At 58.3% G+C, this 14,251-nt stretch carries 18 protein-coding genes and 1 tRNA gene; 9 read left to right on the top strand and 10 right to left on the bottom strand.

Going from position 1 to position 14,251, the window contains the following annotated elements; translation table 11 throughout:
• Nucleotides 1–23: 23 nt before the first annotated feature.
• Nucleotides 24–1,181, top strand: a complete 1,158-nt coding sequence (locus Q1B46_RS07840; RefSeq protein WP_299946584.1) for a deoxyguanosinetriphosphate triphosphohydrolase — start codon at nucleotides 24–26, stop codon at nucleotides 1,179–1,181.
• On the opposite strand, the gene Q1B46_RS07835 is transcribed toward Q1B46_RS07840, so the two are convergent.
• Nucleotides 1,163–1,411 (bottom strand): hypothetical protein, encoded by a 249-nt coding sequence (locus Q1B46_RS07835; RefSeq protein ID WP_299946582.1) that lies wholly within the window; start codon nucleotides 1,409–1,411, stop codon nucleotides 1,163–1,165. The genes Q1B46_RS07840 and Q1B46_RS07835 overlap by 19 nt on opposite strands.
• Nucleotides 1,412–1,415: 4 nt before the next feature.
• On the bottom strand, nucleotides 1,416–1,796 hold the full coding sequence (locus Q1B46_RS07830) for a hypothetical protein (RefSeq protein WP_299946579.1): 381 nt from the start codon (nucleotides 1,794–1,796) through the stop codon (nucleotides 1,416–1,418).
• 53 nt (nucleotides 1,797–1,849) lie between these two features.
• On the opposite strand from Q1B46_RS07830, the gene argS reads away from it, so the two are divergent.
• The 6 genes from argS to Q1B46_RS07800 all read left to right on the top strand — a co-directional run bounded on the left by argS (nucleotide 1,850) and on the right by Q1B46_RS07800 (nucleotide 7,461).
• Entirely contained in the window at nucleotides 1,850–3,595 is a 1,746-nt protein-coding gene (gene argS / locus Q1B46_RS07825; RefSeq protein WP_299946577.1) for an arginine--tRNA ligase, read from the top strand.
• 89 nt (nucleotides 3,596–3,684) lie between these two features.
• Nucleotides 3,685–4,728, top strand: coding sequence for an SPOR domain-containing protein (locus tag Q1B46_RS07820; protein WP_299946575.1), 1,044 nt, complete (start codon nucleotides 3,685–3,687; stop codon nucleotides 4,726–4,728).
• Nucleotides 4,725–5,732, top strand: a complete 1,008-nt coding sequence (gene nagZ / locus Q1B46_RS07815; RefSeq protein ID WP_299946573.1) for a beta-N-acetylhexosaminidase — start codon at nucleotides 4,725–4,727, stop codon at nucleotides 5,730–5,732. The genes Q1B46_RS07820 and nagZ overlap by 4 nt, the downstream gene beginning before the upstream one ends.
• Nucleotides 5,722–6,516: a ScpA family protein gene (locus Q1B46_RS07810; RefSeq protein WP_299946570.1), complete on the top strand. Its 795-nt coding sequence runs from the start codon at nucleotides 5,722–5,724 to the stop codon at nucleotides 6,514–6,516. Before nagZ ends, Q1B46_RS07810 begins: the two co-directional genes overlap by 11 nt.
• On the top strand, nucleotides 6,509–7,156 hold the full coding sequence (gene scpB / locus Q1B46_RS07805; protein WP_299660999.1) for an SMC-Scp complex subunit ScpB: 648 nt from the start codon (nucleotides 6,509–6,511) through the stop codon (nucleotides 7,154–7,156). The genes Q1B46_RS07810 and scpB overlap by 8 nt, the downstream gene beginning before the upstream one ends.
• A gap of 65 nt (nucleotides 7,157–7,221) precedes the next feature.
• Nucleotides 7,222–7,461: a hypothetical protein gene (locus Q1B46_RS07800; RefSeq protein WP_299946567.1), complete on the top strand. Its 240-nt coding sequence runs from the start codon at nucleotides 7,222–7,224 to the stop codon at nucleotides 7,459–7,461.
• A 3-nt stretch (nucleotides 7,462–7,464) separates the two neighbouring features.
• Here the strand turns inward: Q1B46_RS07800 and Q1B46_RS07795 are convergent, their stop codons facing one another.
• The 8 genes from Q1B46_RS07795 to Q1B46_RS07760 all read right to left on the bottom strand — a co-directional run bounded on the left by Q1B46_RS07795 (nucleotide 7,465) and on the right by Q1B46_RS07760 (nucleotide 12,806).
• Nucleotides 7,465–8,544, bottom strand: a complete 1,080-nt coding sequence (locus tag Q1B46_RS07795; protein WP_299946565.1) for a 2'-deoxycytidine 5'-triphosphate deaminase — start codon at nucleotides 8,542–8,544, stop codon at nucleotides 7,465–7,467.
• A 61-nt stretch (nucleotides 8,545–8,605) separates the two neighbouring features.
• Nucleotides 8,606–8,682: transfer RNA gene (locus Q1B46_RS07790), tRNA-Pro, on the bottom strand.
• Nucleotides 8,683–8,743: 61 nt separating this feature from the next.
• Complete coding sequence (locus tag Q1B46_RS07785; RefSeq protein WP_299946563.1) at nucleotides 8,744–9,334, bottom strand: MerR family transcriptional regulator; 591 nt, start codon at nucleotides 9,332–9,334, stop codon at nucleotides 8,744–8,746.
• Between the two features lie 18 nt (nucleotides 9,335–9,352).
• Nucleotides 9,353–9,655: an integration host factor subunit alpha gene (gene ihfA, locus Q1B46_RS07780; RefSeq protein WP_299660988.1), complete on the bottom strand. Its 303-nt coding sequence runs from the start codon at nucleotides 9,653–9,655 to the stop codon at nucleotides 9,353–9,355.
• Between the two features lie 96 nt (nucleotides 9,656–9,751).
• The gene (locus Q1B46_RS07775; RefSeq protein WP_299660985.1) at nucleotides 9,752–10,723 is read right to left on the bottom strand and encodes a beta-ketoacyl-ACP synthase III; all 972 of its coding nucleotides are present in this window, start codon (nucleotides 10,721–10,723) and stop codon (nucleotides 9,752–9,754) included.
• A gap of 24 nt (nucleotides 10,724–10,747) precedes the next feature.
• Nucleotides 10,748–11,833 carry a phosphate acyltransferase PlsX gene (plsX, locus tag Q1B46_RS07770; RefSeq protein WP_299946560.1) on the bottom strand — a complete coding sequence of 362 codons (1,086 nt, stop codon included), beginning with the start codon at nucleotides 11,831–11,833 and terminating at the stop codon, nucleotides 10,748–10,750.
• 24 nt (nucleotides 11,834–11,857) lie between these two features.
• Nucleotides 11,858–12,064, bottom strand: a complete 207-nt coding sequence (rpmF, locus tag Q1B46_RS07765; RefSeq protein WP_008756996.1) for a 50S ribosomal protein L32 — start codon at nucleotides 12,062–12,064, stop codon at nucleotides 11,858–11,860.
• Nucleotides 12,065–12,269: 205 nt separating this feature from the next.
• Nucleotides 12,270–12,806 carry a DUF177 domain-containing protein gene (locus Q1B46_RS07760; RefSeq protein WP_299946557.1) on the bottom strand — a complete coding sequence of 179 codons (537 nt, stop codon included), beginning with the start codon at nucleotides 12,804–12,806 and terminating at the stop codon, nucleotides 12,270–12,272.
• A gap of 84 nt (nucleotides 12,807–12,890) precedes the next feature.
• Here Q1B46_RS07760 and Q1B46_RS07755 point away from each other — a divergent pair, with 84 nt between their 5' ends.
• Nucleotides 12,891–13,367 (top strand): outer membrane protein assembly factor BamE, encoded by a 477-nt coding sequence (locus Q1B46_RS07755; RefSeq protein WP_299946555.1) that lies wholly within the window; start codon nucleotides 12,891–12,893, stop codon nucleotides 13,365–13,367.
• 98 nt (nucleotides 13,368–13,465) lie between these two features.
• Nucleotides 13,466–14,200, top strand: coding sequence for a GNAT family N-acyltransferase (locus Q1B46_RS07750; RefSeq protein WP_299946552.1), 735 nt, complete (start codon nucleotides 13,466–13,468; stop codon nucleotides 14,198–14,200).
• Nucleotides 14,201–14,251 lie beyond the last annotated feature (51 nt).

The following is a 14,251-nucleotide window of genomic DNA, read 5'->3' as shown; positions in this document are numbered from 1 at the left end:
GACAGGCGACAAGGACAAGACCTTTGGACAGAGCGGATTTTGCCTCGGATCCAGGCCGCGCTAGGGGGCGGTTTGTACCGGAGGAAGAGAGCAGTTTTCGGTCGTGCTTTCAGCGCGACCGCGACAGGATCATTCATGCCAGCGCCTTTCGGCGCTTGAAACACAAGACGCAGGTCTTTGTGGAGCATGAAGGCGACAGCTATCGTACGCGTTTGACCCACTCGATCGAAGTGGCGCAGGTGGCGCGGACTATTGCTGGCGCGTTGGGATTGAATCCGGAACTGACTGAGGCCGTGGCGCTGGCGCATGATCTGGGTCACACTCCGTTCGGGCATACGGGCGAAGATGCGCTGCACGCTTTGATGAAGCCTTATGGTGGTTTCGACCACAACGCGCAGGCCATTCGGATCGTGACCAAGCTTGAGCGTCACTATGCCGAGTTCGATGGGTGCAACCTGACCTGGGAATGCCTGGAGGGCATCGCCAAGCACAATGGTCCTGTGGTTGGTGAATTGCCTTGGGCCTTGGCTGAGTTCAATCAGGACTTTGATCTGGAATTGCATACGCATGCGAGTGCTGAGGCGCAGGTGGCCGCGCTTTCGGATGACATAGCGTATAACAACCACGATCTGTTTGATGGGTTGCGGGCCGGGTTGTTCAGCGACGAGGATATTCAACAGCTTCCCATTATTGATGCCTGTTTTGCTGAAGTGGACGCCAAATATCCGGGTCTCGACCCGTATCGCCGTCGGCACGAGGCCTTACGGCGGGTCTTTGGTGTGATGGTGTCGGACGTGATTGACACGTCGGGTGGGTTGATCTCGACTTCAGGGGCGCAATCGGTCGAGGATATCCGACATCTGGGGTATCCGGTCATTCAATTCTCGGATGCGGTTTGGGCAGATCTCAAGCAGATCCGGACGTTCCTCTTTTCTCGTATGTATCGTGCCCCCAGCGTAATGCGGGTACGTACCGAGGTTAGTCGAGTGGTCGAGGAACTATTCCCGATTTACCTGAGCGACCCGAAACAGATGCCCGGACATTGGCACAATGATATTGAGGCAGCAGCCGATGAAACGGCGCTCGCGCGGATCGTCTCGGATTATATTGCCGGTATGACTGACAGGTTTGCGCTGCAGGATCACGCCAGGCTGACGGGTGATCACTCGATCGCGATATAGGCGATGGCCCAGACCTGTTGGCTGGCCTGCGTCTGGGCCAGCTCGGCATCATCCGAGGGTGGGAAGACAATCATCGTGGGGCCATAGCCACCGATACCCATCGGTGCGCCGTCCGCATGGGTGGCCACGATGGGCTGGTGGGTCTCAATGCTTTGCCATGGTATTTCCGCCTGATAGCCGTCCATTGCCATGGGCAGGGCGGATTTCCCCTCGGCCCCGGCCATCGTCATGACGTCAGAAAGCAAAGGGCCAGAGAAGGTATAGGTGCGCTGTTTTTTCCGAGGGACCGTAGGGGATGGTGATCTCGACTTGCGCGAGCCCGTCCAGCATGGCTTGGTCAAAACCTGCCGCACCCATATGCGTGACTTCCAGATAGCCCAGCAGACCGCCATCATCCTCAGCGCGCGCAGGCAGATTTGTTTCTCCGACAGCACCACCCAGCGTCAGGATGACATGACCTTTTGGCGTCGGCAGCTCAGCTAAGGCGGGCAGGGCTGTCGATAGCAGCAAGGCAAGGGGCAGGGCGCGGCGCATGGGCAGCTCTCCGGTTGGTGGGGTCGGGGCCGAGATTACCCAGCCTAGGCGCCAATCCAAGCCTAAACTTTGGGCGTCCATTGACCTTGGCGCTTTGCGTGGTAAACCGCCGGGCAAGCAAAAGGACATTCGAAATGAACCTGTTTTCCGAGATCCGCAGCCTGGTACTGGACGCGCTGGCGCAGATGCAGTCCGAGGGCGCTCTGCCTGCGGGGCTGAGCTTTGACAACGTAGCGGTCGAACCTCCGCGCGATGCGGCGCATGGCGACATGGCGACCAACGCCGCGATGGTGCTGGCAAAACCGGCTAAGATGAAGCCGCGCGACATTGCGGATGTGCTGGCGGGGAAACTGGCGGCGGATGATCGGATCATCAGCGCCGAAGTTGCAGGGCCGGGCTTTTTGAACTTGCGGTTGGCGCCGTCGGTTTGGCAGGGCGTGCTTGCAGCGGTGTTGGAAAAGGGTACGGATTACGGTCGCTCGACCATGGGGCATGACCAGAAGGTCAATGTGGAATATGTCTCGGCCAATCCGACCGGTCCGCTGCATGTCGGCCACACGCGGGGCGCTGTTTTTGGTGATGCTCTGGCGAGTTTGCTTGCGTATTCCGGCCACGACGTGACCCGCGAATACTATATCAACGATGGCGGCGCGCAGGTGGATGTGCTGGCACGGTCCGCGTATGAACGGTATCGCGAGGCCAACGGGCTAAGCCCCGAGATTGCCGAGGGTCTTTATCCCGGCGATTATCTGATCCCGATCGGTGAAGCGCTGAAAGAAAAGTATGGCGATAGCCTGATTGATAAGCCGGAAAGCGAATGGCTGGAAGAGCTGCGCGCGTTTTCGACCGAAGCGATGATGGATTTGATCCGCGCCGACCTGAAGGCGCTGGGTGTCGAGATGGACGTGTTCTTCTCAGAAAAATCGCTTTATGGCACGGGCCGTATCGAGGCCGCGTTGAAGTCGCTGACCGACAAAGGCCTGATCTACGAAGGCGTGCTGGAGCCGCCCAAGGGCAAAAAGCCCGAGGATTGGGAACCGCGTGAGCAAACGCTGTTCAAATCGACTGAGCATGGCGATGACGTTGACCGCCCGGTTAAGAAATCGGACGGCAGCTGGACCTATTTCGCCCCGGATATCGCCTATCACTATGACAAGGTGACCCGGGGCTATGACGCGCTGATCGACGTTTTTGGTGCCGACCACGGCGGCTATGTCAAACGGATGAAGGCCGCCGTTTCGGCGCTGTCCGATGGCAAGGTGCCGCTGGATATCAAGCTGACGCAACTGGTGAAGCTTTGGAAAAATGGCGAGCCGTTCAAGATGTCCAAGCGGGCAGGGAACTTTGTCACCCTGCGCGATGTGGTCGATCAGGTCGGGCCGGATGTGACCCGGTTTGTGATGCTGACCCGCAAGAACGACGCGCCCTTGGATTTCGATTTCGACAAGGTGCTGGAACAAAGCCGCGAAAACCCCGTGTTTTACGTGCAATACGCCCACGCCCGCGTCATGAGCGTGCTGCGACGTGCGGCTGAGGCCGGGATTGCCGCGGATGACGCGACCCTTACCGGGGCCGATCTGGGCAAGATCGATCACACCTCCGAGCTGACGGTTGCCAAGAAACTGGCAGAATGGCCACGTCTGGTTGAAATCGCGGCGCGCACGAATGAACCGCACCGGGTTGCCTTCTATCTCTATGAATTGGCAGGGGATTTCCACGCACTGTGGAACAAGGGCAATGAGGAAACGCAGTTGCGCTTTATCCAGGATGGCGATGTTGCCACAAGCCAGTCGAAAATCGCATTGGCCCGCGCTGTTTCTGTTGTGATTTCAGCGGGCTTGGGTATTCTTGGCGTTACCCCGGCGCAGGAGATGCGGTAAACAATATCGCCCGAACCGCCGGTACGAGGTAGGCAAGAAATGACCCGCGTGCCATCTTTTTAAGGCGCGAAACGGGCGGTGAGGCGGATATGGCACGTTACGATTACTCAGGGCAGCAAAGCCCTGAGCAGATGCATTACTCGAATCAAGCGCACGCGCAGGATGCGTATGATTATCCTGATGAAAGCTATGGCCATGATGAGGCCCCGCGCGCAGGTGCTGGGCTGGGCCGCTTGGTCAATGTGCTGGGGGCGGTTGCGTCGCTGGCGCTGGTCGCAGGCGTCGGTGTCTGGGGTTATCAACTGATCATCCGCGACGTCAGCGGAGTACCGGTAGTGCGCGCTGCCGAAGGACCCATGCGAATTCAGCCGGAGAATCCGGGCGGAACGCCTGCGGATCATCAGGGTCTGGCCGTGAATGCCGTCGCCGCCGTTGGCACCGCTGCACCGCCGGCGGATCGCCTGATTCTTGCGCCGCGTCCTGTTTCATTGACTGATGAAGACACGCCTATGGCCGCGTTAGAGGCCACGAATGCGGTGCAAGTGATCGAAGCGCCTGTCACGGATCAGGCCGTTATCAACGCTCTGGCCGAGGGGCTTTCTACCGAAACGAGGCCTGAGCAGGGGCAAGGGCAGGGTGTCCAGCTGGCGTCGTTGGTCACGCCTGAGGAAGAGCCTGCGATTGATCCGGCAGACCTTGCCTCCCAACTGCCCGACCCGAAGATCGCAGCATTGCCGGGTGTGCGCCGGTCGCTGCGCCCTCAGGTGCGTCCGGCGCGTGCAACTCCCAGCTCGATTTCGTCAAACAGCGCCACTGAGGCGGCGATCAATGCCGCCGTAAAGGCCGCTGTTGGTCTGGATGTCGACCCGGATGCACTGCCAAAGGGCACACGGCTGGCTCAACTTGGGGCTTATGAAAGCGCCGATGTGGCGCAGGCCGAATGGGCGCGCCTGAATGGTCGGTTTGCCGAATACATGGATGGAAAACAACGCGTTATCCAGAAAACATCAAGTGGTGGCCGCACTTTCTACCGCCTGCGTGTCTCGGGATTTGATGATCTGAGCGAATCGCGTCAATTTTGCGCTGCTTTGGTCGCGCAAGGCGCTGATTGTATCCCGGTCGCCGTCAGGTGAGCTTTGGTGCAGTTATCACCGATGCCGAAGGACTGCGCCTGACGTCGGATGAGAAAGACCTGTTCAAAGAGATGAACCCGTTCGGGTTCATTTTGTTTGCCCGCAACATCGAAACCGCCGATCAAACCCGCGCTTTGTGTGCGGACTTTCGCGAGGCTGTTGGCCGGAACTGTCCGGTCACCATTGATCAGGAAGGTGGTCGCGTACAGCGCCTGCGCGCCCCGATAGCCCGCGAGTGGATGCCCCCTATGGATCATGTCGCACGCGCCGGAGAACAGGCTGAGCGCGCAATGTATTTGCGCTATCGTCTGATCGCGCAGGAGCTGTTGGATCTGGGCATCGACAGTAACTGCGCGCCGATGGTTGATCTGGCCCGCGACGACACACATGCGTTTTTGAAGAACCGTTGCTATGGCTCTGATCCGGAACAGGTCTCTGCGATTGGTCGGGCCGTCGCCAACGGTCATCTGGATGGCGGTGTGCTGCCGGTGGTGAAACATATGCCAGGCCACGGTCTGTCTACGCTCGACAGCCATCACGACTTACCGCACGTAGATCTGCCGCTGGAAACGCTTGAAGAAATCGATTTTGTCCCGTTCCGCGCGCTCAATGATCTGCCGATGGGGATGACGGCGCATCTGGTTTACGATCAGATCGATCCTCGACCTGCGACGATATCTGCTGGGATGATTGCACTGATCCGTGAACGTATTGGATTTGATGGCTTGATCATGACCGACGATATCACGATGAAGGCGCTCAACGGTACACCTGCTGATCTGACCCGTCAGGCGCTGGCCGCCGGTTGCGATGTGGTTCTGCATTGCAATGGCACGTTCGATGCGCGCGCGCAGGTGCTGCAGGCCGCTGGCGAAATGTCCAACATGGCACAAGCCCGCGCAGATCGGGCGCTGGCGCAGCGACTACCGCCACAGGAACTTGACATCCAGGCCGCCGAGGCTGAACTATCTGCCCTAATGGGCGGGCAGGTGTATGCAGGATAACCTTTTCAGCGAAGACCCGGTCTCGGTCGCGGATCGGCTTGCAGCCGAGGCATTGATTGTTGACGTCGACGGGTTTGAAGGCCCGCTTGACGTGTTGCTAACCCTGTCACGTACGCAAAAGGTGGATCTGCGCAAAATCTCGGTTCTTGCGCTGGCACAGCAATATCTGACCTTTGTTGAAAAGGCGCGTCAGCTGCGGATTGAGCTGGCGGCGGACTACCTGGTGATGGCGGCGTGGTTGGCATTCCTCAAATCCCGCTTGCTGCTGCCCCCTGACCCGGATGACGAAGGCCCCTCGGGTGAGGAACTGGCCGCGCATCTTGCATTCCAACTGGAACGCTTGCAGGCCATGCGCGACGCCGCTGCACGTCTGATGGCGCGCGATCAGCTTGGGCGCGATTTTTTCAAACGCGGGCAAGGCGAAGATGTCACCCGTCTCCGCACTGTAACCTATTCCGCCACGCTGCTGGACCTGATGCAGGGTTATGCGCGTATCCGCACCCGCGATGAATTCCGGCCCTTTGTCATGGACCGTGACGCCGTCTTTACGATGGAGCAGGCGTTGGAACGGATGCGCCCGCTGATCGGTTTTGCGGGGGCGTGGACGGATATGGAAACCTATCTGCCCGAAGGCTGGGACGCCGACCCGGTGCGCCGTCGCTCGGCCACGGCTGCGACATTTGCGGCCTCGCTGGAGTTGGTGAAGGAAGGACATATGGAGATGAAGCAAAGCGAGAGTTTTGCCCCGATCCATCTGCGTAAAAGGACCGAAACACGTGAGTGACGCCCCAGAAGAGACCGGCACCTTATTCGAAGCGCCGCCCTTGGCCGAGCAGGAACGAATGGTTGAGGCCGTGCTGTTCGCCAGCGCTGAGCCAGTTACGATTGCCGATCTCGAAGCACGGATGCCCCATGGCAGCAACGCCGCACAAGCTGTTGAATTGCTGCAGAAACGGTATGAAGGGCGCGGCGTACGTGTGGTACCTGTGGGTGAGGCCTGGGCGATCCGCACTGCCCCTGATCTGGGCTTTCTGATGCAGAAAGAAACGGTCGAGACTCGCAAGCTGAGTCGCGCCGCAGTTGAGACGCTGGCGATTGTTGCCTATCACCAGCCTTGCACACGTGCCGAGATCGAGGAAATTCGTGGGGTCTCCGTCTCGCGCGGGACTATCGATCAATTGCTCGAAATGGAGTGGATCCGCCTTGGCCGCCGCCGTATGACGCCGGGCCGCCCGGTGACATTCGTTGTCACGCCCGAATTTCTGGACCATTTCGGTCTGGAAAATGCCCGCGACCTGCCGGGCCTCAAGGAATTGCGCGCCGCTGGATTGCTGGAGAACCGGCCGCCTCCGGGTACTGTTCCGTTGGTCGAGGGGCAGGAAGACGAAGATGAAGATCAGACAGAGCTGTTCGAGGAAGAGTGATCGAACAGCCCTTTTAATGCCGCAGAACGCGCCTATCGTAGCGCGCAGGAATCGGAGTTGAGCAAATGAACGCCAATCGGATCATCGATATGATCGTACGACAGGTGACACGTCGACTTGTAAGCCGTGGGGTCGACAAAGGGTTCGATATGGCAAGCCGTGCGGGTCGCAAGCCAGGTCGGGAAGAGACCCAAATCAGCCCCGAAGGGGACCGTCAGATGCGCGATACCGCCGCACGTCAGAAGCAGAGCGCCAAGCAAATGAAGCAGGTAACGCGCCAGTTGCGCCGCTTCATGAAGTTCTGAAAACTAACTTACGGGTCTGAAATGCTTAGATAGTTTCAAACCTTGCCCCTGATAGTTCGAGGCAATGCCCGCGCCGTATAGCTGTGTTGGCATCTCGGCCATCTTCTCATAAACCAATCGCCCGACGACCTGCCCGTGTTCCAGCACAAAGGGTGCCTCGTGGCAGCGCACTTCGAGCACGCCACGCGATCCGGCACCACCGGCTTCGGCATGACCGAATCCGGGGTCAAAGAACCCTGCGTAATGCACCCGGAACTCGCCTACCATGGCCAGATAGGGGGCCATTTCGGCGGCATACATGGGTGGGATATGCACTGCCTCTCGGCTGACAAGGATGTAGAATGCGCCGGGGTCGAGGATGATGCGACCATCTTTGGTGTGCACCTCTTCCCAGTATTCCTGCGGGTCGTATTCCCCGATCCGGTCCAGATCGATCACGCCAGTGTGGGGTTTGGCACGATACCCAACCAGATCGGTATCGGGCAGTTGCAGATCGACCGAAAAGCCCAAACCGTCCTGAATGACCGCTGGCCCGTCGACCAGGGGAGTCTGGCCATGCAGCGCGGTTAGCTCTGCATCGCTAAGCACGGCTTGACCCTTACGAAAGCGGATCTGGTTCAGCCGCATGCCGGGACGCACGAGGACCGAGAAGGACCGGGGGCAAATTTCGGCATAAAGCGGGCCGTTGTAGCCTGCAGGAACGCGATCAAACTCGGCACCACCATCGGTGATTGTGCGCGTGAGCAGGTCAAGCCGCCCGGTCGAGCTTTTGGCGTTGGCCACTGCGCTGACATCGCCGGGCAGGGCGAGCGATTCCATCAGCGGCACCAGATAGACGCAGCCTTTTTCCAGAACGGCCCCGTCAGTGATGTCGATGCGATGCATCTCGAATTCAGCCAGACGATCCGCGACGGTGCGTCCTTCACCGGCCAGAAAAGATGCGCGCACACGGTAAGCCACTGTTCCTAAACGAAGATCAAGGCTGGCGGGCTGCACTTGTTCCGGGATAACGTCCGGGATCGCTGCGATCTCACCACGCGCGATCATCGCCTCAAGCTGCTGGTTCGGGCAAACACCTGTCATCTCGATCCCCTCTGATGCCAGAGCGGGATCTGGCCTATGTGCCATAAACGTCGGTGTGATTTGGTCGGGCTAGCAGGACTCGAACCTGCGACCTTCCGTCCCCCAGACGGACGCGCTACCAGGCTGCGCCATAGCCCGACGTTGGAGTGTTCATAAAGACTTTCCCGGCAGGGGCAAGAGGAAATCATCGCCTTTTTTGCTATCCCGCCGCGTGGTTTTCAACACGATCCAGCCACTTGCGCAGGTCTTTCGCAAGTGGCGCAATCTGATGCAGAAGTTCTTCATCATACTCTGAACGATTCCACGCCAAAGAGGCTATTCCACCTATAAGAGGGGCTGCGTCCACCTCATCCGGTTGTGGTCTGGATTGCTCGTCAATGGCGGGTTTTGCGACCAAGGGAGTCTGGGTGTCCTCAGGATCACCTAGATCCAGGTCGATCTGATTTGCCGGCTGCTTCGATTCTGCTGTGAACGGAACGACGGTGTCGTCGTCCAGTGGGGCAGGCGTGTTTTCATCCAGATTGGGCGAAAGCGATGCGACATGCGCGACACCTTGTTCGCGCAATATCCTCTGAACGCCTTTGATTGTGGTTCCGTCTTCGTGCAGCAGCTTCTTGATGCCACCCAACAGCCGCATGTCATTCGGGCGGTAGTACCGCCGACCACCGGCGCGCTTGACCGGCTTCACATGCGTAAACTTACTTTCCCAAAAGCGCAGAACATGAGCCTGAACTCCGAGCCAGTCCGCAACTTCACTTATGGTGCGAAAGGCATCGGGGGACTTACTCATAACCAAAATGTCCTGAACTTACTTACGGTTCCCTGCAGCGACGCGATCCTTCATCAGGTGCGACGGGCGGAAGGTCAGCACGCGGCGCGGCTGAATCGGAACCTCTTCACCGGTTTTGGGGTTGCGGCCGATGCGGGCGGTTTTGTCCCGAATGCTGAATGTGCCAAAAGACGAAATCTTAACCTGTTCGCCACGCACCAACGCGTCAGACATGTGGTCCAATACGCTTTCTACCAGCTGCGCACTTTCATTGCGTGACAGGCCAACCTCGCGGAAGACAGCCTCGCTCAGATCCATTCGGGTCAGTGTTTTATCGCCCATACCTATTCCCCTGTTGATGGTAGAACATACGGCGATGGGAAATTCGCTGTCAATATCAATGAATTGCAAGCGGCTATGTAAGCCGGATTGCGCCGGTCACCAGCGCAGAGCAACTGCACCCCATGCCAAACCGCCGCCAATGGCCTCGGTTACGATCAGATCACCGCGTTTAATCTGGCCACGTTGCTTGCCGACTGACAGGGCCAGAGGAATCGAAGCGGCAGACGTATTGCCGTGATCCTGAACAGTGACGACGACGTTTTCCATAGGCAGGCCCATTTTCTTGGCGGTGCCCTGTATAATACGAATATTGGCCTGATGCGGTACGATCCAGTCCACGTCGTCGCCGGTCAGACCCGCACGTTCCAGCGCGACTTCGGCTGTTCGGGCCAGTTTTTCGACCGCATGCCGGAAGACCTGATTGCCTTGCATCCGCAGATGGCCGGTGGACTGGGTTGAAACCCCACCGTCAACATATAGCAGGTCTTTATACCGCCCGTCCGAGTTCAGATCAGTGGCGAGTATTCCACGATCATCTGCGGTGCCTTGCCCTTCTTGCTCTTCCAAAACCAACGCGCCTGCACCGTCACCAAACAGCACGCAGGTTGATCTGTCGGTCCAGTCCATGATTCGCGAAAAGGTCTCGGCCCCGATCACCAGAACGCGCTTCGCCTGGCCGGACAGGATCAGAGCGTTGGCATTGCTGAGCGCAAAGACAAACCCGGCACAGACGGCTTGCACGTCGAAGGCGAAGCCCTTGGTCATGCCAAGTTGGGCCTGCACCATCGTGGCGGCCGACGGAAAGGTTAGATCAGCGGTCGAAGTAGCCAGGACAATCGCATCGATATCGTCTGCCGTCAGACCGGCATCGGCCAAGGCAGCTTTGGCCGCTTTGGTGGCCAGATCCGAGGTGGTCTCGTCCTCAGCTGCGAAATGCCGCCGCTCGATACCGGATCGGGTGCGAATCCATTCGTCCGTTGTTTCTAGCGTTTTCTCGAACTCGGAGTTTGGTACGACGCGTTCCGGTAAATAATGCCCGACACCTACAACAACTGAGCGGCCTGCCATGCTGGGGTACTGCCTTTTTTGTTATTATTCCGATTGAGACACGGAATGGGCCGCATCTTGTGCAAGTGCGGCTGTTGATGCAACCCGTGCCGCCAATTTTTCAGCAAAGCCGGATTCGGCCAGAGTGAAGGCCAGTTTGACGGCTGCCGAAACGCCGGTTGCGTCCGCTCCGCCATGGGATTTGACCACGGTTCCGTTGAGGCCAAGGAACACGCCACCATTGACGCGACGTGGGTCGATCCGCTTTTTCAGACGGTTCAACGAAGTGATCGCAAGGATCGAAGCCAGACGGGACAGGGGGGAGTATTTGAACGCCTGCCGCAGAAGGTCGCCGATCAGGTTCGCCGTGCCTTCGCCCGTTTTGATCGCAACATTGCCTGTGAACCCGTCGGTCACGATAACATCGGCCTTATCACCGGGAATATCGCTGCCTTCGACAAAGCCCACGAATTCAAAATTCGCCTGATCGGCAAATTCTGAAATCATGGCATGCGCTTCTTTCAGCTCGGCCCGTCCTTTGTGCTCTTCTGTGCCGACATTCAGCAATCCGATGCGCGGGCGGCTCAACGCCATGCCGTTGCGCGCATAAGATGCACCCATCAGCGCGTATTGCAGCAGATCTTTGGCGTCTGCGCGCACATCCGCGCCCACGTCCAGCATCACGTTGAATCCATGCGGATTACGTGAGGGCCAGAGAATTGCAATAGCAGGGCGGTTCACGCCGGGCAGCTTGCGCAGCCGCAACATCGACATGGCCATCAACGCGCCGGTATTGCCGCAGGACACCGCGCCATGCGCTTCGCCCGCACGAACCGCTTCAAGCGCGGACCACATCGAGGTGTTCTTGCCGCTACGGACCACCTGACTGGGCTTGTCTTCCATCGTGACCACATCGGCGCAATCACGAAAAACGACGCGTCCATCAAGGACACGCCGTTTAGCTACAAGCTTTCGTAACACCTGTTCAGGCCCGTGCAGAATAAATCCAAGCTTCGGGTTCTTGTCCGCAGATTTGGCAATGCCCGCCACAACGACGGCAGGCCCCGAATCTCCGCCCATAGCGTCAACCGAGATGGTGATCCGTTCGGTTTGCGTGGGCTGGTCCGTCATGCCTTGGCCTGCGTCCAATCAGGCTTAGGCCGCGTCTTCGTCCAGGTCGATTTCGTCGGCCTGAGCGACGACTTCACGGTCATCATAGTGGCCGCAAGATGCACAAACGTGGTGCGGGCGCTTCAGTTCGCCACAGTTCGGGCATTCGTTCGGGTTTGCAGCAACCAGAGCGTCGTGTGCGCGGCGGTTGTTGCGACGCGACTTGGAAACTTTGTTCTGTTGGACGGCCATGGTCTCAACCTTTGTCTGATAAGGGCTGACAGATTCGCCGCCAGCCGGGTTACGTACTTTGTTTTCTCGTGGTTTGACGCGCGTTTAAGGGGCTTGCCCCGCAATGTCCAACCCAAAATCCAATGAGCGCGCGAAAATACTGCGATTCTCGTCATGTTCAAGCAATTTTTCTGGAGGCCTCCTATGACAGGAAATCCCCTGCCTGTCACTCGCCTTTTTTCAATGCATCCCGCAGTCCGGCCAGCCCGGCAAAGGGTTTGACGTCCTCGTCGGTCATGGCCTGTTTTCCCGCTTCGGTAAAGCCAGCCTGTTCCAGTTCGGCCCCATCCTTGCGGGGATATTGCGGCAGGGCCAGCGACACCGCCTCGATCATGATCAGCGCAGGATCAATGTCTGTACCCAGCGGTTCGGTCTCATCATCTTCGGGGATTTCAAATTCAGGTTCATCCGGGTCGTTCCAATCGGCCAGAAATACGCGGGTTACGGGTGTGTCGATGCGTGTCGTCACCGGCTCCAAGGTGACAACGCAGGGCTGGATCACCGTTGCCCCCAGTTTACCCGTCAGCGTCCAGTCACGCTTGCCTTTGGCGCGCAGTTCACCGACAAAGCTGAGCTTGCGTAGTCCCAGCAGGCCAAGCTCGTGTTTGATCGCCTCCAGCGCCTCGCCGGTCGGACGCAGCTCAAACGGGGTGGGAGCGTTCTGGGGCAGGTCGGCCACGTGCAATGATGTCTGGTTGCTCATAGTTGAGTCTTTCCTGTGTTGAACCGGAGCGCTGGTTTCTGTAATCGGATAGGGTCCGCAACGGGCCAAGGCAAGAGGGTGTGAATGTTGAAGGGTGTGAACAGGCTGAAACCGGCATCGAAAACACTTGTCTTTGCTGCTTGTTTGGCAGTCGCTGGTGCGTGCTCGCCGATCTTCAAGAATCATGGCTATGTGCCTCCGCCAGAGGATCTGGCCAAGATCAAGGTCGGCGTTGATACCCGCGACAGTGTGGAAGAAGCCATTGGCGCGCCCAGTTCGTCCGGTGTTGTTCGGGATTCTGGTTACTACTACGTCGCGTCGCGAATTCGGCATTCCGGCGCCAAACGACCCAAGGTCGTTTCGCGCCAGTTGGTCGCGATCAGCTTTGATCAACGCGGTGTTGTCCGCAATATCGAACGGTTCGGGCTGGAGGATGGCTATGTCATCGTGCTCGACCGGCGTGTGACGGATTCCAGCGTGGAAAACAAAGGCTTCCTGCGTCAGCTTCTGGGCAATATCGGCAACTTTAACCCGGCGAACATTCCGGGTGTAGACAACTAAACTGTCTTATCCACTTGCACGGGTCACAGGACAGTCACACTTGTTATGGTAAGGACCAGACGAATGTGACCGGTCAGCAACCGCAGGAGGATGCGACCATGACTGTTTTGTTGGACAAGGGACGCTATCGCGCCCGCCTTGCGCAATGCGAGCGTGACGTCGCAGCGGCGCAGACGCTGCGGACACATGCGTTTGAGACAGATCAGCTGGATTGCGATCCTTTTGATGATCGCTGCAGCCATGTTCTGGTCGAGGACCTGAAAGCCGGCGGAAAGTTGGTTTGCTGTTTTCGTATGCTGACAATGCAGGACGGTTCTGAGATCGGGCGCAGTTATTCGGCACAGTTCTATGATCTGTCTGCGTTGCACGATTTTGCGGGGCCGATGGTTGAAATGGGTCGGTTCTGTATTCACCCCGAATGGCACGATCCTGATATCCTGCGCGTCGCTTGGGGTGCGATGACGGCTTATGTCGATCAAAATGGGGTTGAGATGCTGTTTGGTTGCTCGTCTTTCGCGGGGACCGAAACAGCCGAGTATCTGGATGCATTTGCTATGCTTAGGCAACGGCACCTGGCCCCAAAACGATGGTTGCCACGGGTCAAGGCGCCGGATGTCTTTCGCTTTGCCTCGCGTCTGCGCCGGCGCCCGAATGTGAAACAAGCGATGCAGCGGATGCCGCCATTGTTGCGCACCTATCTGATGATGGGGGGCTGGGTCAGTGATCACGCGGTGGTCGATCGACACATGAATACCTTGCATGTGTTCACGGGACTTGAAATCGGGGCGATACCCGCAGAGCGCAAGCGTCTGCTGCGCGCGGTTGCCGGGTAGAATCCCGTATTTTTGACGAGAAGAAGGTACGGACGTTGACGCGCCAGCCTC

The organism is uncultured Ruegeria sp. (assembly GCF_947500045.1).
Classification (GTDB): domain Bacteria; phylum Pseudomonadota; class Alphaproteobacteria; order Rhodobacterales; family Rhodobacteraceae; genus Ruegeria.
The sequence above is the reverse complement of the archived record's forward strand: the minus strand, read 5'-3'. Positions and strand labels throughout refer to the sequence as shown.